The organism is Saprospiraceae bacterium (genome assembly GCA_026129545.1).
Classification (GTDB): domain Bacteria; phylum Bacteroidota; class Bacteroidia; order Chitinophagales; family Saprospiraceae; genus M3007.
Map to the genome: position 1 here is coordinate 659,624 of JAHCHX010000001.1, position 18,420 is coordinate 678,043.

An 18,420-nucleotide genomic window follows, 5' to 3' on the forward strand; every position below is an offset into this window, starting at 1 on the left:
CCCAACCTTGTCTTATGCAGGAAAAATCCGCCACCGCCGCATCGCGCACACACAATATCGCCTCTGCCAGCGACACGAAAAACCCCGACAGTTCGAGGATAAGAATCAACTACGAAGGATTGCGCACCTTCAATCGTTATGTATTCGTGGGAGGCAGCATCTTGCTGGTTGCAGCCGTTGTTCAGGCGATGTTGTTCAATAGACTGTTGGATAGAGTGGATTCAAAGCTCTCGCAACACACCTTGCTCATGCAAGAGACCAGCCAAAACCTGTTGCAGGGACTCAAGCCCATGAATACCACATTGGGCGACGATTTCTCGAAAAGGACATCCCGCGAAGGACAAGCCGCTTTGATTTCTCCCAAAGAAATTCGTACCGTGCAAGAAGTGCTCAAGCAAAAAGGCTTCTATCCCGGCGACACCAACGGTCAATACGACAAAAAGACAAAATCCGCATTGAAAAAATTTCAGGTAGCCAACAATCTGCCCTCCGAAGGCGCCACCTTGGACTTGCTCCTCAACCTCAACGCAGAACATATCAGACAACAGATGCAATAGAAGCCCAAAATATCTTTCATAGCGATAGAATCGGCTGCCCCTCCCACATTTCGGGGCAGCCGATTTTTGTTATGGCCAAAATAACAGCCCTGCAAAGCCGTTTTTGCGGCATTTCGCGTGGCATGGCTGCCCATGGGAATCTTACCTTATCACCGCTCTCAAAGCGGTCATGTCATACTATACAATTCTATTTTAATCCCGTCCATCATCCGATTTTTCAACGTCAAACTGTTATCACACATGAAAAAAGTGTTCTTAATCACATTCGCTCTCGGTCTGGCCGCCTTCTTCGCTTGCAACAAAGACGACAACAGCAGCGCCAAAGACTTGGTCACCCTTCATATCCGTCTCACGGATGGCCCCGGCGATTATCAGCAAGTCAACGTGGACATCAAGGAGGTGCGCATCAAAGCGGCCAACGACACCTCGCAGTGGGTTTCCTTGAATACCAACGCGGGCATTTACAACCTGCTCGATTTTCAAAACGGCGTGGACACGTTGCTCGCAACAGGCATGGTGCCAGCCGACGTGTTGAAAGAGGTCCGCTTCATCCTCGGCCCCGACAACTCGGTGATGGTGGATAGCATCGTTTATCCGCTCCAGACCCCCAGCGCGCAGCAGTCCGGCCTGAAAATAAAGATTGACAAATCGCTCAACCTTGACATCAACACCCTCACACTCGATTTCGACGCCGAACAGTCCGTGGTCAAGACAGGCAACGGCGGCTTCATCTTGAAGCCAGTCATCAAAGTGAAAAACTGAGATGTGAGACGCTGAAAACGCAGGCTGTCTCACAAGTTCAAACTTCGACAGGATTAACAAGATTTACAGGTTTTTTTTCTAAAAATAAGGACGCAAATCCTGTAAATGTTGTTAATCCTGTCAACAGCTATCACTTGTGAGACATCGTCGTTTCAAATTGTCGCAAGTAAGACGGAACGCTGTTCCGGCACATATCAGAACAGGGTTCCGGTGTACAGAAGCGACAATTTGAAATGCACCCCGCCTGAATGTGCGCTTGCATACCAGATGTTCAAAGACCTCAACCAATCCATCGCCAATCAACCAATCTCCATTCTTACCTTTGCCCCATGAAACAACACATCGAAGCCCTCATCTTTGCTTCACCGCAAGCGATACCCACAGCCGATATCAAATCGGCACTGGAAGAAGCTCTCCAGATGGAGGTGTCGGAGGCTGACATCTTGGCCGCCATCGAAGAGACCCGAGCGCAGTTTTCGCAGGATAATTTCGCATTCGAGTTGGTGGAAATAGCCGGGGGGTGGCAGTTTCTCACTAAGGGTGCCTACCACAACGCAGTTGCCATTCATCTCAAACAGACAACCAAAAAACGGCTTTCGCAGGCAGCCATGGAAACGCTGGCACTCATTGCCTACAAACAACCCGTGAGCCGCTCCGAGCTCGAGGAAATTCGCGGAGTCAACTGCGACTACGCTTTGCAGAAACTTTTGGAAAAAGAACTTGTTACAATCGCCGGGCGTAGCGAAGGCCCCGGTCGCCCGCTACTCTATGCCACTTCCGAAAAATTCATGGACTATATGGGCATCAATAGTTTGGCAGACCTGCCCAAACCCAAAGATTTCAAAGAGGTGGAAAACACGGTGGGAGAAGCACCTGCCGCGGAAGAAGTGGTAGAGAGGAACTGAACCTTCAGCAAAAGGCTTGGTGAAGACATCAAAAACAACATTTTTTCAATCGTGGAGACCACACTCGAACAACCACTCGTCAATCGCGTCGCGCAAAGCGGCCTCCTCACCATTGACTTGGAAGAGCTTTATCCGGTCGGTGAAATCGTACCCTTCGACTTAAAGGACTACCTGTTCATGGGGCTGATTTTGAAGGAAAAAGATTTTCGGGAGGCCTTGAAAACCCATGATTGGTCGCAGTATGAAGGGAAAAACCTAGCCGTGTTTTGCTCCGCCGATGCCATCATTCCGATGTGGGCCTATATGCTTGTGGCCACACACGCCGCACCTTTTGCCAGCGATGTTGCACTCACCTCTCCCGATTTATTTGCCGAAACCGCTTTTTTGCGAAAACTCGCCACGCTGAACATGGACGACTACGCAGGCAAGCGAATCGTCGTCAAAGGTTGCAGCGACAAGCCCGTGCCTCCCTCAGCGTATATGGAAATCACGCGCCGCCTCCAACCCGTGGCTCAGAGCATCATGTTCGGCGAACCCTGCTCCACCGTGCCTGTTTACAAGAAAAAGTAAGCACCGAGTGGCACATTGCTCCTCAAACCCCAGCCTCCGCCGTCACTTGCAAAAATTGTTTTTCGTACAACTCGCGGTATTTGCCCTCTTCCAGTTCGAGCAACACATCGTGCGAGCCGAATTCCTTGACCTCGCCTTTTTCCAAGACCAAAATGTTTGTGGCGTGGCGAATCGTCGAGAGGCGATGCGCGATGATGATGCTCGTGCGCTTGGCGATGAGCGTCTCGATGGCGTGTTGTATGACGGCTTCCGATTCGGGGTCAATAGACGAAGTAGCCTCGTCGAGAATAAGTATGTCTGGATTGAACACAAGCGCCCGCACGAAGGAAATCAACTGGCGTTGGCCCATCGAAAGCGTCGCGCCTCGCTCCATCACCTGATATTGATAGCCGCCCGGCAATTTTTGGATAAACTTGTGTGCGCCAATCATTTTCGCAGCCTTCACCACTTGTTCCTCCGTGATGCTCGTGTCGCGCAAGGTGATGTTTTCGAGCACGGTGCCTGAAAAGAGAAAAACATCTTGCAGCACGACCGCGATGCGACGGCGCAGCGCGAACACGTCATACGCTCGCAGGTCGTGGCCGTCAATGCGAATTTGCCCCTTCTGAACTTCGTAGAAACGATTGAGCAGGCTGATAATCGTCGTCTTCCCGCTACCTGTGCTGCCCACGATGGCCAACGTGTCGCCGGGATTTATTTCAAAAGAAACACCGCGCAGTATCGCGTCTTTTTCCACATCACCGCTGTAAGAAAAATGCACTTGGTCGAACTCCACCCTGCCTTGCAGTTTTTCAGGGGCCAGATGGCCGGAGTTTTGCACTTTGTCATTGTTTTCCAATAGCCTGAACACGCGTTCCGCGGCAATCAACCCCATTTGGAGGGTGTTAAACTTATCGGCCAACATTCGGATGGGGCGGTAGAGCATCGTGATGTAAAGCGGGAAAGCGACAAGCATCCCAATCGTCACTTCCTCCATGAGCACGCCGCGAGCGCCATACCACACCATGAGGCCGAGCGAGAGTGCCGAAATGATGTCAACCACCGGGAAAAAAACGGCGTAGGCGAAAATGGCCCGCAGGTTGGCCGAGGTGTAGTCCCTGTTGATTTGGCGGAATTTCTCCGCTTCGCGGGCCTCCGCGTTGAAAATTTGCACGATGCGCATTCCGCTGATGCGTTCCTGCAAAAAAGAGTTCATGGTGGCAATGTGATTGCGCACTTTCTCATAGCTCTTGCGCACGCTTTCCTTGAATTGGTAACTACCCCATATCAAGAGTGGGAAGACCACCAGCACCACCAACGTCAATTTCCATGAGGTGTAAAACATCATGGCCAAAACAGCCGTCAGCGTCATCAAGTCTGCCAGAATCGTGATGCTTCCCTCTGAAAAAACGGTGTTGATGGCCTCAATGTCGTTGATGGTGCGTGTGGTGCTTTGGCCGATAGGTGTTTTGTCGAAATAGTTGAGATTGAGGCTCGTGACGTGGTTGAACACCTTCACGCGCAGGTCGCGTATGGTTGCTTGCCCAAGCCAATCGGCCCAATAGAGGAAGAAATAGCGCAGCACCACTTCCAACAACAACACGCCCAAGATGATGCAAGTCAAAAGCGCCATGCCACCCACGTTGCTCGTCACGATGTAGTCGTCCACCATCGTTTCCACCAATTTGGGTCGAAGCACTGCCAACGGGGCAAGCACAAGCGTCAGCGCTGCGGTGAAGTAAAAGGTCCGCTTGTAAGGCTTCACCATAGCCATCACTCGGCGGAATAAGGGGTAGTTGAATTTCTGAGTGTCAGACATTTATGAGGAGAGTGTGGGCGGGTTGACGGGTTTGAGGATTGGCTGGTAAGCGAGATGCGCACCCAGCCCGTCAACCCGCCAATCTTAACAGCCTTTCAAACGATTTTATACAGGCAAAGTTCGTCAAAAGCAGTTTTTGGTCGTTAAAAACAAAAAAATAATCGCAATTATTGGTTCACAGGCTTCCAAAGGGGCTTAGTTTCGCCCTGCAATCAAACGTTAGTCTTTCACAAAACGAAAATACTCTCTGTATGCTCACCAATCCTTCCTACCCGGACCCCTCCACCGTTTCCTACCGTCAGCTGGCCATCCGATTCGGCGCTATTTGGGCAGCTGTCGGCATTCTTTCATCGCTGGTCGCCTTCCTCACCAACACTGACCCTTCCATGCCAACTACTGGCTCCATCAAGTGGGTCTATACACTGATTGGAGTGGGCGTGGCTATATGGGCCATCGTCAGCGCAATCAAAGCTGACAGGGATGAGCAATTGGGCGGTTACATTGGCTTGGGCCGTTGCATCGGCATAGGCGCGCTCACTGGCTTGGTCGCGGGCGCTATCGGAGCCGTTTTTTCCATTCTCTACCTGACGGTCATCAATCCCGGTTACAAGCAACAAATGATGGATGCCATGCAAGAGGCTTGGGCCGAACAGGGCATGAGCGAGGAACAAATCGAATTGGCCGCAAGCATGTCATCAGCTTTCACCAACCCGATAGGGGTGTCTCTCATGCAGGTATTCATGAGTGTGCTGATTGGCCTCATTATCGGCCTCATAGCGGGGCTGGTCATGAAGCGCGAACGCTCTGTCATTTGACTCTCCCTTAGTGTTTTTCAATGAAAAATGTCAGTGTTCGATATGGTCTTTTGGGCGGCATGGTAGTCGTCTTCTTTTTTGTGATGCTCTATATTGTCAAAAAAGACTACCTGCTCAATATCTGGCTCTATTGGGGGAGTCTGGTCTTCTATCTATTGTTCATGTGGCAAGCTGCTAAAGAAGACTGTGCCGAGAAAGGCGTTGCCCGCGACTTCCGCGACATTATCCGAACGCCGTTCACTGTCTTTTTACTGGTCAACCTGCTATTCTGGCTTTGCTGGTACACGCTACATTTGGCCGACCCCGAATTGTTGCGGATGGAGACCCAGCTCCAATTGGACTACCTGCAAAAACAACTTGATGCAGGCCCCGGCGACCCGCAACGAGCCAATCAACTCCGCGAACAGATTCAAACCATTGAAAAAGAGGGGGTTTCGCTCACCATGGGCACCGTGTTCATGCAAATGGGCATCGGTGCCTTGGGCGGGTTCCTGTTGGCTGCCGGCATCGCTGGCATCATGCGCGCGAGAAAATGAATGGCTCGTGCTCCTCAATGGTTGACGGTTTTTTTGGGGGGGGCGGGGTTTACAAGAATTGGGCTTGTCCTTTTCAAGTGCCTGCAAATCTTGTAAGTCCTGCCCCCCAAAAATTTTCTCTACAAAAACCTGTCAGCCAGTTCCTCAATTGCCCATGCCCTCTATCCCCGTCACCGTCGTGTATTTGAACGACAGCTTTTGGTCGGGGTGCACGATTTTGAAGGCTGACTGGCAAGCCAGCGTTGCCTCGTGGAAGCCGCAGAGAATCAGCTTGAGTTTGCCCGTGTAGGTATTGATGTCGCCAATGGCAAAGATGCCCGGCACGTTGGTGCTGTAGTCAAGCGTGTTGACCTCAATGGCGTTCTTGTCAATGCCAAGTCCCCAGTTGGCAATCGGGCCAAGTTTGGGCGTGAGGCCAAAAAGCGGCACAAAATGGTCGGTCGGTATCTGGAACGCCCCTTCCGTGTCGTGTTGGATGGTGACGCTGTGGAGCTGACCGTTGCCATTCAGCCCGACGACTTGCGAGTTGGTGAGAAGTTTGATTTTTCCTTTTTTTGCCAGATACTGGATTTTTTCCACCGAGTCAGGCGCGCCGCGAAACTCCGTTCGGCGATGAACGAGCGTCAGCTCACGGGCGACTTTGGAAAGATAAATCGCCCAATCGAGGGCCGAGTCGCCACCGCCAGCAATGACGACGCGGCGATTCTGGTAGAATTCCGGGTTGCGCACGAAGTATTCCACACCCTTGTCCTCAAACTCGCCGATGTTGTCAATCGGAGGCTTTCGAGGCTCAAAACTGCCCAAGCCTGCGGCGATGAAAATGACGGGCGCGAGGTGCTTGGCGCCCTTCGAGGTGGTGACGAGCCATCGGCCATCTGCTTGTTTTTCAACGGTTTCGGCGCGTTCGCCCAGCGTGAAGCCCGGTTTGAAGGGGGCGATTTGGCGCATCAAGTTGCTTACCAAGTCGCTTGCCAGAATCTCCGGGCAACCGGGAATGTCGTAGATGGGCTTTTTCGGATAAATTTCCGTGAGCTGCCCACCGGGATAGGGTAGGGCATCAATGAGGTGACAGCGCAATTTCAACAATCCCGCCTCGAACACGGCGAACAGACCCACAGGCCCCGCCCCAATGATGATAATGTCAGTCTCTATCGTTTTTTGATTTTCCATGAAATGTCCAAAAAAGGGAGATGTTGGGGAAAACAACATTCCGAAAATTGAGGTCAAAAGAGGAATACCGTAGTTTTTTAGCACTTTGTTCAGACCTTACGCTCCAGCCGATATTGCCCACCGAAACCCTCGCCCCAAAACGTTTGCCAAGCATCCGCGCCACAAACATATTTGCATTGGCCCCGATTCTGTAATTTATATTGCCAATCAGAGGCGATTTGGTGCCATTGACAATGACTTGACTCGTGTAATAGCCATAAACACTCGATACCGCAACGCGATACCCGCCAAACCAACGCCTATTCCAATGATAATAGCGACGGAAGAACAGGTTGGTAACAAAACTGTAATTCGTGATTTCGTCTATCCAAACCACAATGTTTGAACCAGACAAATAGTGCGACTCGTGCGTGATACGTCTCCAATCCTCCTCGAACGAAAGCCCTATTTCCCGGTGGTCGCCGATAAACTTTCCAGCAGACACATTCCAGCCAAAACCATTCGACACACTGACCCTGAAAGTTCCTTGCGACAAGTCAACATCGGCTTTCCCATGCGCTTTCTCCCATCGCAAATCGCCCCCGCCTTCCAACAACCAGTCGCCCTTTTGAAATTGCGCGTGCGAATAGCGGGAAACGGCGATACAACAAATGAGCAGAAGGGTAGTTCTCGACAATTTCATCGGACAGAAATTTTTGATTGAACAAAATGAGTTTTCTGTCTTCTGATACGCCGCCGGCTTGGGAATCGCTTTCGCTTGAAACGGTTTTTAAGGTTTTGGTAACGTTCAGAATTTCACTCGTTTCCCAATTTTTCGGCAAAACTAAGGCCATCGTTTTTTCTGAACGGTGACGTTCGTCATTCTTAATCCTGACCTTAATCTGTTGATTTTCCGGCATTTACCAGAAAAAATATTCCGAAGTTGAGGTTCTGTGGCGAAAAACTGGCGGAAAAATTTTTGTCCCAGGATTCGACGCCTTCTTCCTTGACAAACACAAAACCGATAAGGCCGAAATTGCCCCGGACACCGAGTCGCGGGCTGAACTGGTACACCAGCGAGGGCGTATAGCCCAGCGAGAGTTGAGTGAAATTGCGCTCCAAAACGGCGCCCGAAGAAAAATCCTGTTGTTCGGTGCTGCCAAATTGCGTGTTGAACGCCACACCCGAAGAGAACAAAATTTTGCCTGCCAATTGCGAATAATGCCGCCAAAAAATACGCGGCGTTATCCCCCAAGCCTTCCGGACGTTTCCAAAAAAGATCGGGTACGGAAAAGAGCCGGGATCAGGAGTGGGGAAGTAGGCGCTTCGGCTGGACAACAAGCCCAATCCGAAACCGAGTTCAGTGCGGGGCGTAATCAGGAAACCCGCCGAAGCGCCCAGCCCCAACTGGTAGGGCGACTTGGTGCCTTCCGGTGCGTTTTCATCTTTAAAAGGGGTGCCGAAATAAAAGTTTCCTTCGAGGATAATCCCGCCTTTGGGCAACTGCGCCCATGTGAAAAAAGGGCTTGTCAGGCAAAAAGACAGGAATGCAGATTTGAGCAGTTTCATGTTTTAAGTTTTTGACCGCGAATAAAATGCGTCCGAGCTCGTCGTAATAATTTCCAGGTTATAATCCCCCAAATGGCGATGCAAGGCACGGCTTTCAACACGAAAGGCTGAATGATTTCGCGGCGAATATTGGGCGGAAAAATGTCCGTCGGCGACAACGAGACCAAAGCGAATGCAACCCACAACAAGGCTCTTTCCCACGCCCTTTTTTCCGCTACGCACCACCACAACGCGATGCCGCACATGGCGATGATAAAGGTCGGCGATTCGGCTTTGTGGTTGAAAACGACAACCCAGAGCATAAGCGACGCACACGCTAGCACGCGGTTTGCGGCAGACGGTACTCGGGACACGGCAACAATGCTTGCAGTTAAAATGGCCATTCCCGCCAGCGTCACGCCCATTTTCGAGGGCATCCAACCAAACCATGTTTGTAGCCAGCCCTGCACCGACAGCCCAACGGATGCCGCGTGGTCGTCGCGCAAGAGCTCCCACCACCATTCGTACACTTGCCACAAATGCGAGGGCGACATGAACAGCAAAGGAATCAATGCAAGCGACAACACCCATGCCATGAGCCATCCCACAAATTTCCAAAACGCGCTCCCATTGCTTTCGGAAAACACCAAAAACGCCCGCCACTTCGCATAGAGCAGCACTAGCACCGCCGACGCGAATCCAAAAATTTTGATGAAAGCCGATCCTGCCACGAAGCCAGCCGCTTGCCACATTTTGCCGCGCTCAAAAGCGATGAATGTCCACAGCATCAGCCCTGCGGTAAGGCCATTGCTTTGGCTGTTTTGCATGGAAGTGATGAGCTCTAACAGCACGAACCAAGCGACAAAGCCTCTTTGACCCTCCGACAGCAAAGGAAGTCGGAGAATGGCTGCCAAAAGGACGAGCGCATTCAGGAGGTTCCACAAGGGCAGCCCCGCCCAATCGGGCAACGCGGCAAAGGGGGCCATGAAGAGCGCGAATGCCGGGCTATATTTGTACAGGTCCCATTGTTCGGCGGGAAAGTCGGCGTAGGGATTCAGCCCATGCAACAGGTGAGGGAAGGCGTTTTTGAAAATGACGTAGTTCTCGTAAAAAGTATATCCGCCTGCGCGTTCGCCCAAATGCAGCGCCTGCGCCGAGACGATGACCGCGGCCAGTGCATACACCGTCCACAAGACCCTCTTGTTTTTCCAAAAATCCTTCATGTTTGAATCCACGCGGAAGCGTGAGGCTGTCTCGAATGTCGCCTTGTCATTGAGCAATCAACTATCACAACCGAATCCCGTCCGCTGCGCTTGGCCGGGCAGGCAAATCGCAAATCCCCAATCGCAAATCCCCAATCGCAAATCCCCAATCGCAAATCGTAAATCGTAAATCGTAAATCGTAAATCGCAAATCGTAAATCGTAAATCGCAAATCGCAAATCGCAAATCCCAGGTCTAATCCCTCTCTTTCACTGGCAAATTGGTCTGCACATCCACCACGCCATCCATGTCTTTAAGCAGGCTAATCAGTTCTTTTTCCGCTATTTCGTTGGGGTTGTAGGCCACGAGCCAGATGTTTTCCGCGGCGAGCCGGCGCACAAGCCGCAGTCGGAGCTCGCCAAACTGGGCGAGCCAATTGCCCGCGTTCACGTCTGGCTTGAGGTGCACCACCACCTCACGTTGGCTGCCAGAGGGCGGTGAGTTGGGGTTGACCCCACGTTTCACCTGAATGCCGTGCGCTTCCGCGAGGTCTTTGAGCAAGTCTTCAAGTTGGAGCAAGGGGGCTGGTCGGTCAATGGAGCCGCGCACACTTTTGCTCTTGTCGCGGTTGTACGCCGTGAGCGTGGCATAAGGCGCATCCACCACATCGGTCTGAATCTGGTCGGGGTATTGCCAGAGGTTGACTTCCTGCGTTTTGGCTTTCAGTTGTTTGAGCTCTTCTTTCGTTAGTAGGAAAGAGTCGCGGCCTTCTTTTTCCACAAATTGGATGCCCTCATATCGCACGAGGCCGTTATCGAGGGCATCCAATTTGAACACAGGGCAAAAACCGAAGCAAGGGCCCGTCTCAAGGCTCACGAGCGGTAGGGGCGTGCTAGCGACGTTTTTGCGGCATTTTTCGGCAGCAAGCATGGTGAGCGCGGAAAGCGTCAACAGGAGTATTTTCATGACATTCCCTATTTTTTGTTGAACAGAAATTCTGACGGGGGCAAAGTTAGGGAATGTACCGTGTGACGGGGCAATATCTCGGAAGGTTCGTTCCGGGCTGTCGTGTCAAGCGGATTGCAACAACTCCGATAGCGCTAGCGCCGCTTTTTCCATGCCGTGTTTTATTCTTTTCTTCACCAATTATAAAAAACATGGCTGGCGCGTCGCCGCAGCCAGCCATATCTTATGTCAAATGTGGTTCTGTGGGGGGGGGGCGGATGTTGCGCCTTGCCTATTGAAATAAAAAAACCGAGAGGGTGGGGACGAAGCGTGAATGTTCGATAGACAAGTTGCTCGTTAATGTCGGCTTGCCTCGAAACGTTATCAGATGCCTGAAATTTTTGTAAAAACTTAGGCAAGACAGCAGACCTTGAATTTTGACAGGATTTACAAAGATGAGTCGGCTTCGCTGCGAAAAATCCTGTAAATCTTGTAAATCCTGTCAAAAACATGTAAGCCTGTCAACCGAGTCCTCTGCGCCCGGAGGCGGACTAAGTTTTTACAAATTTTTTTGAAAAAAAGGCAATGCCGCACGTCGCTCAGGAAAGGGCCTGCTCCAAATCCCCGATGATGTCCGCCACGTTTTCAATGCCCACTGACACCCGCACCAGCCCGTCGGTGATGCCGTTTTGCAGGCGAATTTCCTTTGGCACGGCCACATGCGAGCTCGATGCCGGGTGCAAAATCAGCGTGTCCACATCGCCGAGCGTGGGGGCCAGCGTACAGAACTGGATTCGATTCATGCACCGGATGCCTGCTTCGAGGCCGCCTTTGAGTTCAAAGCTGAGCATGCCGCCAAAGCCGCTGCGCATCTGGCGTTTCGCCAATGTGTGGTCGGGGTGGGAGGCGAGGCCGGGGTAGTTGACGCGCTCGACGGCGGGGTGTTTTTCCAAAAACTCGGCCAGCGCAAGCGCGTTGGAGCAGTGGCGCTCCATGCGCAAGGCGAGGGTTTTCAGACCGTTGTGCGTGAGCCATGCCTCGAAGGGCGAGCAGTTGGTGCCTGCAAGTTTCATGGCACGCCACACGTTTTTGCGCATCAGGGTTTTGTCGCGCCCTACGATGATGCCTGCGATGGAGTTGCCGTGGCCATTGAGGTATTTGGTCGTGGAGTGAACGATGAAATCCACGCCGTGCGCGAAGGGTTGTTGCAAAAGCGGGGTAGAAAAGGTGTTGTCAATGGCGCACAAGGCGCTGTGTCGGTGCGCTAAATCCGCCAGCGCGCCGATGTTCACGCAGGCGAGCGTGGGGTTGGCGGGTGTCTCGCAGTAGAGCAGCCGGATATTGCGGTAATTGGGGTCGTTAGAGTCATTTTTTAAAATGGCCTCCACACGGTTCAAATCGCGCAAATCGGTGAGTACTGTTTCCACGCCGAATTGGCCGAACACTGCGGCGAGCAATTCTGTGGTGCCGCCATACAGATTGCCCTGCGTCAGGATTTTGTCGCCAGATTTCAACACGCCGAGCAGCAAGGTCGAGATGGCCGACATGCCGCTTGAGGTCATCACCGCTGAGGCTTCGAGGCCGAGACCGTGCGTTTCGAGCGCGGCGATTTTGGCGGCCACCGTGTCCACTGTTGGGTTAGCGTAGCGGCTGTAAACGTGGCCGCTTTCGATGTTTTTGAAAATTTCGACGCCTTGATTTATGTCCTCAAACGCGAACGATGACGTGGCATAAATGGGCAGCACATGGGGGGCAGTCGTGCGGTTGTCGGGGTGTTCTTTTGCGAGGAGGGAGTCGAGTTGCATGGTTGTTAAAAGTCATTAGGGGTAATTGGGGGTAATTAGGGGTAATTGGGAGGGGCATTTAAAGTCATTAAGATTGTCGAAATCAGGGGGTAGGCCGTAGGGCAGAGCATCAGGTTCTTGAACTTTACTGTCCCCATCATTGCCATCATTGGAGGTGAGAGTGTTTAGAAAACTGTGTCATCCCAAGGGAGACGATAAGAAAACACAGAGGCACGAAGGGCACAGAGTTTTGGTTTTCAATAATTTACATTCCTTTAAGCGCGGCGTGTATTGCGTAAAAAGAAAACATCCGGTATGGTTTGACACACTTTTCTGAACACTCTCTTGGAGGTGCCGATTGACTTAATATACTGATTAAGCAGGTAATGACATCTTTTCAACTTGTCGTGGATACGGGTATGGGTTTCGTCATCAACAAGTTTTCGATTGTGCGATTTTTTGAGCCAAGTTTTCGATTCGAGGAGGGAGCCTCTGGCGAAGAAACAAAAATTCTTTTTGTCTTTGTAGTGATAACGGCCATGCGCTTCTGATATGTTAGCAGCAATGGAATCTCCTGCCTCGCAGCATTGCGCTCCAACGACTTTTTTCGGAAATTCCGGCCATTTGTCCACAACAACCCAATTTTCCTCGCCAATTTCCATGGCAAGTTTGTGTACTTCTAACTCTTCAATCGGAATGTAATTCATTTTCGTAAAAATTTAAAAAATGACTTTTAATGACCCCCAATGACCCTTAATGCCCCTTAATAACCCCCAATGCCCCCTCTAATCCATCGGCCAAAACCGTTCGCACACCTTTTTCAGGTACTCGCCGGGTTTTGCTTTTGAGGATAGGAAAATGGATTCGCGGCAGCCCATCTCATAGGGGCAGTCGTTGAGGATGGCATCGGGCTTTCCGTCCATGTCGAGGTCGCCATACCAGCTAAGGCTGACCGTCGGCATGGCTTCCTCGGAGGCTATTTGCACCCAAGGCGTCAAGTCCTGCCGGCGGGCTGGGGTAGTGGTGAAGTCAAGTAGGGAGAGTTTGTAGTCGCTGACGCGCACTGAGAAGAATTCGTTGGCATCCATGCTGGCGCAGCCTGTTGCCACCAACGTATAGCTGGGTTTTTCGGCGGCCTCGTTTGGGTTTTTGTCGTCATAGCCAGCGTGAATGGATGTGGTGTTGCCGGGTGACAGTTGGCCGGACAGGTAAAAGTGTTGCACCTCATATACGCCGAGTGGCCCTGCATATCCTGTTTTCATGGGCTGAAAGCTGCCAACGATGAATTTGCTTTCCATTTTTTGGTTGGTTTTCAGCACTTGGATGGTGTCGCCGTAAAATTCGCTGTATGTTTTCTCTACCCGCACCTCGATTTTCCGTAGCTCATCGGCAAAAGAGTCGCGTTGATACACGCCGTACCAGTGGAATGGGGGCAAGGGGCTTTCGTCGTGGACCATTTCTTGTTCGCGGAAAAGGCCGATGGTGCCGCTTAAGTAGATGCCAAAAGCGTAGCCCGTCTTGCCTTGATGGCGGATTTTGAGCCAAGGGCCGTAGGGGGAGTTGGGGTCGTTGGCATCGGCTTGCACCCATTGGCCGTTGTCGTGGGCTTCCACGAATTGCACGACGGTGCCGCGCGACAGGGAGGTGATTTTTTTGCCGTTTTTGTCGGGTGTCTCGCGCAGGTTGAGCGAGGTGGCGGTGACGACCATTTCTTCGGGGAAAAAGGGGGATTGGGCGAGCGTTGGCAGCGTCAGGAAAAGTGCCGGGAACAGGAAGCGGAGCGACTTCATTGAAAAATTGAGTTGAGAGAAATAGGGTGGCAGTGGTTCATTTGAGCAGCACGACACGGAAGCCGAACAGCCCTTTTTGCACGGGCAAAAGTATGGTGTCGCCGGGTTTGGTGAGCGGGTAGTAGGCTTGTGTTTTGTATTTAAATTTGTATGAAGCTCCATTTTCCCGAACCGTGAGAAACCAGCCTGTCTGCTCTACTTCCTCTCCTTTCAACACGCCGTAGTTGGAGGCGTAGAAAGGTGTTTCGGCAATGAACTCAAAAGGCTGGTATTCGGTCTTGCCCACTGCTCGGTTGAGCAAGCTGCCAAACAAGGGGGCAAACAATGGAAACATGAGCAAACAGAAAAAAACCTCTGGCAAATGCCGTTCCCACGGCGTGAGGCGCTCTCGGAAGCGATAGAGCACGCCAACTGCCAGCAATAAGCCAGCAATGATTGAGCCTAACGCCAATTTGCCTATCCCGATGGTGTTGGAGAAAATGCGGAACTCTCGCGTGTAGAGCCAAGCCAGTGCGAACAGCGCGAATAGACTGAGCCAGGCGAATAGGCGAGTGAGCAGCTCAGATTTTTGCATGGTTGGAATTCTTTGTTATTCGGAACGATTTTGCCAAACCTGCTATTGCCACTACCGTCCAAGTTGTTTCCAAGACCAAAAAGGGTATGGACTGAATAAGCCAAGCCCCAACACTGGCAAGCACGCCGCCGGCAAGATTCAGAATGAGATAACTTCGGTCTTCCCTGTTTAAAATGCCGAAAGTGTTGAGTGAAAAAGCAGTAAGGATGAGGAATACCCCAAAGCCGCTGGTAAGGTCTGCTGTGTTCATAGTTATTGTTTGAAACAAGGACGCTCTATCCCAACCTTTCCACCGCCTGCTCCCATTCTCCGTAAACGGTTTGCAATTCCACTTTTAGGTTGTTGTATTTAAGAATGGCCTCGCTTGATTCGGGGCGATTGTAGAATTCCGGGTCGGCCATCTTTTGCTCCCACTTTCCGATTTCGCCCTCTAGTTCGCCGATGCGTTTTTCGGCTTTTTGCACCACCCGTTGCAATTGTTTTTTCTCTTCCGAACCAAGCACCTGCACGCCGTTGTCCGTCAGTTGCGTGCCGTGTGTTGTTGTTCGTTTTTCCACATCTCGCATATTGTCCACCCGTCGTTTTTCGAGGAAATAGTTCACGTCGCCGAGGTATTCTTTCAAATGTCCATCGCGGAACTCGATGGTGCGCGTGGTCAGCTCGGACAAGAACTCGCGGTCGTGGCTCACCACGAGCAAGGTGCCATTGTAGGCCAAGAGTGCCTGCTTGAGCACGTCTTTGGAGAGCATGTCGAGGTGGTTGGTCGGCTCGTCGAGCAGGAGGAAATTGAATGGGCGTAGGAGCATGCAGGCCAATGCGAGGCGGGCGCGTTCGCCACCGCTGAGTGCCGCCACTTTTTTGTCCACATCTTCACCGCTGAAGAGGAAGGCGCCGAGAATGCCGCGGAGTTTGGTGCGCATTTCTTCCGGCGAGTGTTGCTCCATTGTCTGGAGCAGCGTGAGTTTGGGGTCGAGTGTCTCGGCCTGATTCTGGGCGTAGTATCCGATGCTGACGTTGTGACCCAGCGTGGCCTTGCCGGAAGTGGCGGGTTCGGCGCCAATCAGTATTTTGGCCAGTGTGGTCTTGCCCTGTCCGTTTTGGCCAACGAAGGCCACGCGCTCGCCTCTTAAAATTTGAAAGTCAACGTTTTCCAGCACTTTCAAATGGCCGTATCGTTTGCTCAAATGTTCGGCCTTTGCCACCACTTCCCCTGAGCGCGGCGCTTCGGGGAATCGGATTTTCATCGTTGCCGTGTCCATGTCGGCGATTTCGATGCGCTCCATCTTGTCCAGTTGCTTTTGCATACTCTGCGCCATGCTGGTCTTGCTGGCTTTGGCCATGAATCGGGCGATGGTGCGCTCCTTGTCGGCGATGACGCGCTGTTGGTTTTCATAGGCGTTTTGCATTTGTTCGCGGCGCTCGGCGCTGAGTTCCACATACTTGGAGTAGGGGGCTTTGTAGTCATAGATTTTGCCGAGCGAGATTTCCGCTGTTCGGTTGGTCACGTTGTCGAGGAAGCGGCGGTCGTGACTGATGACGATGACCATACCGGGGTAGTTGACGAGCCAGTTTTCGAGCCAGAGGATGCTCTCGATGTCGAGGTGGTTGGTCGGCTCGTCGAGCAACAGCAGGTCGGGCTGGCGCAGGAGCATTTTGGCGAGTTCGATGCGCATTTGCCAGCCACCGCTAAACTCGTCGGTCAGGCGCGTCATGTCGGTGTGTTGAAAGCCGAGACCTGCGAGCACTTTTTCCGCGTCGGCTTGGGTGGTGGCGCTTCCCATGTGGTGGAGGTGTTCGGTCACGTCGCTCATCTGCTCGATGAGCTTGTGGTAGGCATCGGACTCGTAGTCGTCGCGGGTAGCGAGTTCGTTTTCGATGCGTCGCAACTCGTTTTCCAAGGCCAGTATTTCGGCAAAGGCGGTCATGGTCTCGTCAATGACGGTTTTGCCTTTGGGCAAGAGCATGTCTTGGTGCAAGTAGCCGAGCGTGAAATGCGCCGGCACCACCACGTTGCCTTCGTGGGGCGACATTTCACCGGCGATGATTTTGAGGAGGGTGGATTTGCCCGCGCCGTTGCGGCCCACGAGGCCGACGCGCTCGCCGGGTTTGAGCACGAAGTTGACCGAATCGAGCAGGATGCGGTTGCCGTATTGGATGTAGATGTTTGAGAGGCTGAGCATAGCGGGCGCAAAGGTAGGAAAATGGGAGGCCTCGTTTTGCCCATTGTTTACGAATTAAAGGGCAAATCAAGCGGCCGCGCGCTGTGGCGAATGGCAATAATCCTGATTTCCGGTGCATCGGAGACAAAATAGATGATGCGGTATTTTTCCACTATCAATTCACGAATGGAAGGGATATTCAATTCCGGCACCATTCTGCCTAGCAAAGGAAATTGCTCAATGGGTTTCACCTTGTCGAATATGGCGTCCAACAGCGTGTCGGCATAACGCTCGGATTTCTCCAAATGGAAAACATACACTGCGCGCAAATTATCATGATGCGTGCTTGAAGACTTTGTATTCGGTCGGTCCATTCATCTCGATAGGGTATTCCTTTTTCGTGGATTTTAGTAAATACGAAAGTAATCCGGAAGCAGTTGTTGCTGTCCATTTCAGGCCCGAAAAGAAATATACCCGCTTGTTGCGCATTTTGATATGGGTCAAAGTTTTTTAATCGAGCAGTTATTACGCAAGAGCTGATATACCTCGTGCCGCCAAGTTTTCAGCATGGTTGGAAGGATGAGATCACGTTTACTAAACTTCAAAAGTTTAGTAAACGCTACCCTAATTATCCAACTTTACAATCCGGCTGCATGGCACGGAATAAAAATTGACTTGCATGTCACTTGGAGATACTATACCTCGTGCCGCCAAGTTTTCAGCATGGTTGGAAGGATGAGATCACGTTTACTAAACTTCAAAAGTTTAGTAAACGCTACCCTAGACGACGCTGAAAACTTGGCGGCGCGAGGTATAAACAGGTGCTGGCCAACAAATAAATCTGAATTTTGGAAAAGCAGGGCATTTCGCTTTATGTGGAATGCCTTTTTTAATTCTCGCGCTGCCGCCACATCACTCGCGTCGTGAAAGACCGTCAACTGGCGAACAACCCACCCACCCGTCACTGACTATGGATTACCTTTGCCCCTCAAAAATCATCCGCACTCCATGATTCACGTCACCGTCCTCGACCGCGAAGAAACGCCCCACGACCTCGAAGCCCCCACCGACATGGGGCTGAGCCTAATGGAATTGTGCAAAGCCTACGAACTGCCCGTGGAAGGCACCTGTGGCGGCATGGCGCTCTGTGCATCCTGTCATGTTTACGTCCTCAGCGACCATGCCCTGCCCGTGCCCTCCGACGACGAATTGGCCATGCTCGATTCGGCTTTTTTCGTGAAAAACAACAGTCGCCTCGGCTGCCAAATCAAACTCAAGGACGACATGGACGGTCTCACCGTACGATTGGCGCCAGTAGGGGAGTAG

Annotated in this window: 20 protein-coding genes; 7 read left to right on the forward strand and 13 right to left on the reverse strand. The window is 51.9% G+C overall.

Annotated elements, in window-relative coordinates; translation table 11 throughout:
• The first annotated feature begins 14 nt into the window (after nt 1-14).
• From KIS77_02325 to KIS77_02340, 4 genes are all read left to right on the forward strand, one after another.
• Nucleotides 15-557 carry a peptidoglycan-binding protein gene (locus KIS77_02325; GenBank protein MCW5921151.1) on the forward strand — a complete coding sequence of 181 codons (543 nt, stop codon included), beginning with the start codon at nt 15-17 and terminating at the stop codon, nt 555-557.
• A gap of 240 nt (nt 558-797) precedes the next feature.
• Complete coding sequence (locus tag KIS77_02330; GenBank protein MCW5921152.1) at nt 798-1,319, forward strand: DUF4382 domain-containing protein; 522 nt, start codon at nt 798-800, stop codon at nt 1,317-1,319.
• A gap of 329 nt (nt 1,320-1,648) precedes the next feature.
• Nucleotides 1,649-2,224: an SMC-Scp complex subunit ScpB gene (scpB, locus tag KIS77_02335; GenBank protein MCW5921153.1), complete on the forward strand. Its 576-nt coding sequence runs from the start codon at nt 1,649-1,651 to the stop codon at nt 2,222-2,224.
• A 51-nt stretch (nt 2,225-2,275) separates the two neighbouring features.
• On the forward strand, nt 2,276-2,794 hold the full coding sequence (locus tag KIS77_02340; protein MCW5921154.1) for a DUF2480 family protein: 519 nt from the start codon (nt 2,276-2,278) through the stop codon (nt 2,792-2,794).
• Between the two features lie 22 nt (nt 2,795-2,816).
• On the opposite strand, the gene KIS77_02345 is transcribed toward KIS77_02340, so the two are convergent.
• A complete protein-coding gene (locus KIS77_02345) occupies nt 2,817-4,592 on the reverse strand; it encodes an ABC transporter ATP-binding protein (protein MCW5921155.1) in 1,776 nt (591 codons plus the stop codon).
• Between the two features lie 251 nt (nt 4,593-4,843).
• Here KIS77_02345 and KIS77_02350 point away from each other — a divergent pair, with 251 nt between their 5' ends.
• Nucleotides 4,844-5,407, forward strand: coding sequence for a DUF4199 domain-containing protein (locus KIS77_02350; protein ID MCW5921156.1), 564 nt, complete (start codon nt 4,844-4,846; stop codon nt 5,405-5,407).
• A 20-nt stretch (nt 5,408-5,427) separates the two neighbouring features.
• Complete coding sequence (locus KIS77_02355) at nt 5,428-5,943, forward strand: DUF4199 family protein (GenBank protein ID MCW5921157.1); 516 nt, start codon at nt 5,428-5,430, stop codon at nt 5,941-5,943.
• Between the two features lie 144 nt (nt 5,944-6,087).
• Here the strand turns inward: KIS77_02355 and KIS77_02360 are convergent, their stop codons facing one another.
• From KIS77_02360 to KIS77_02415, 12 genes are all read right to left on the reverse strand, one after another.
• Nucleotides 6,088-7,113, reverse strand: coding sequence for an NAD(P)/FAD-dependent oxidoreductase (locus tag KIS77_02360; GenBank protein ID MCW5921158.1), 1,026 nt, complete (start codon nt 7,111-7,113; stop codon nt 6,088-6,090).
• On the reverse strand, nt 7,085-7,795 hold the full coding sequence (locus KIS77_02365) for a hypothetical protein (GenBank protein MCW5921159.1): 711 nt from the start codon (nt 7,793-7,795) through the stop codon (nt 7,085-7,087). Before KIS77_02365 ends, KIS77_02360 begins: the two co-directional genes overlap by 29 nt.
• Before the next feature lie 194 nt (nt 7,796-7,989).
• A complete protein-coding gene (locus KIS77_02370) occupies nt 7,990-8,661 on the reverse strand; it encodes a hypothetical protein (protein MCW5921160.1) in 672 nt (223 codons plus the stop codon).
• Nucleotides 8,658-9,863 (reverse strand): DUF2029 domain-containing protein, encoded by a 1,206-nt coding sequence (locus KIS77_02375; GenBank protein MCW5921161.1) that lies wholly within the window; start codon nt 9,861-9,863, stop codon nt 8,658-8,660. Before KIS77_02375 ends, KIS77_02370 begins: the two co-directional genes overlap by 4 nt.
• Nucleotides 9,864-10,097: 234 nt before the next feature.
• The gene (locus tag KIS77_02380) at nt 10,098-10,808 is read right to left on the reverse strand and encodes a hypothetical protein (protein ID MCW5921162.1); all 711 of its coding nucleotides are present in this window, start codon (nt 10,806-10,808) and stop codon (nt 10,098-10,100) included.
• Between the two features lie 578 nt (nt 10,809-11,386).
• Entirely contained in the window at nt 11,387-12,592 is a 1,206-nt protein-coding gene (locus KIS77_02385; GenBank protein MCW5921163.1) for an aminotransferase class I/II-fold pyridoxal phosphate-dependent enzyme, read from the reverse strand.
• Between the two features lie 254 nt (nt 12,593-12,846).
• A complete protein-coding gene (locus KIS77_02390; GenBank protein MCW5921164.1) occupies nt 12,847-13,278 on the reverse strand; it encodes a four helix bundle protein in 432 nt (143 codons plus the stop codon).
• A gap of 78 nt (nt 13,279-13,356) precedes the next feature.
• Nucleotides 13,357-14,361, reverse strand: a complete 1,005-nt coding sequence (locus KIS77_02395; protein MCW5921165.1) for an SH3 domain-containing protein — start codon at nt 14,359-14,361, stop codon at nt 13,357-13,359.
• Nucleotides 14,362-14,398: 37 nt separating this feature from the next.
• Nucleotides 14,399-14,935: a hypothetical protein gene (locus KIS77_02400; GenBank protein MCW5921166.1), complete on the reverse strand. Its 537-nt coding sequence runs from the start codon at nt 14,933-14,935 to the stop codon at nt 14,399-14,401.
• Nucleotides 14,922-15,185, reverse strand: a complete 264-nt coding sequence (locus KIS77_02405; GenBank protein MCW5921167.1) for a hypothetical protein — start codon at nt 15,183-15,185, stop codon at nt 14,922-14,924. The genes KIS77_02400 and KIS77_02405 overlap by 14 nt, the downstream gene beginning before the upstream one ends.
• Nucleotides 15,186-15,210: 25 nt before the next feature.
• Nucleotides 15,211-17,115: an ABC-F family ATP-binding cassette domain-containing protein gene (locus KIS77_02410; protein ID MCW5921168.1), complete on the reverse strand. Its 1,905-nt coding sequence runs from the start codon at nt 17,113-17,115 to the stop codon at nt 15,211-15,213.
• Between the two features lie 47 nt (nt 17,116-17,162).
• Nucleotides 17,163-17,414, reverse strand: coding sequence for a type II toxin-antitoxin system RelE/ParE family toxin (locus KIS77_02415; protein ID MCW5921169.1), 252 nt, complete (start codon nt 17,412-17,414; stop codon nt 17,163-17,165).
• 688 nt (nt 17,415-18,102) lie between these two features.
• Between KIS77_02415 and KIS77_02420 the strand changes: the two genes are divergently transcribed.
• A complete protein-coding gene (locus tag KIS77_02420) occupies nt 18,103-18,420 on the forward strand; it encodes a 2Fe-2S iron-sulfur cluster binding domain-containing protein (protein ID MCW5921170.1) in 318 nt (105 codons plus the stop codon).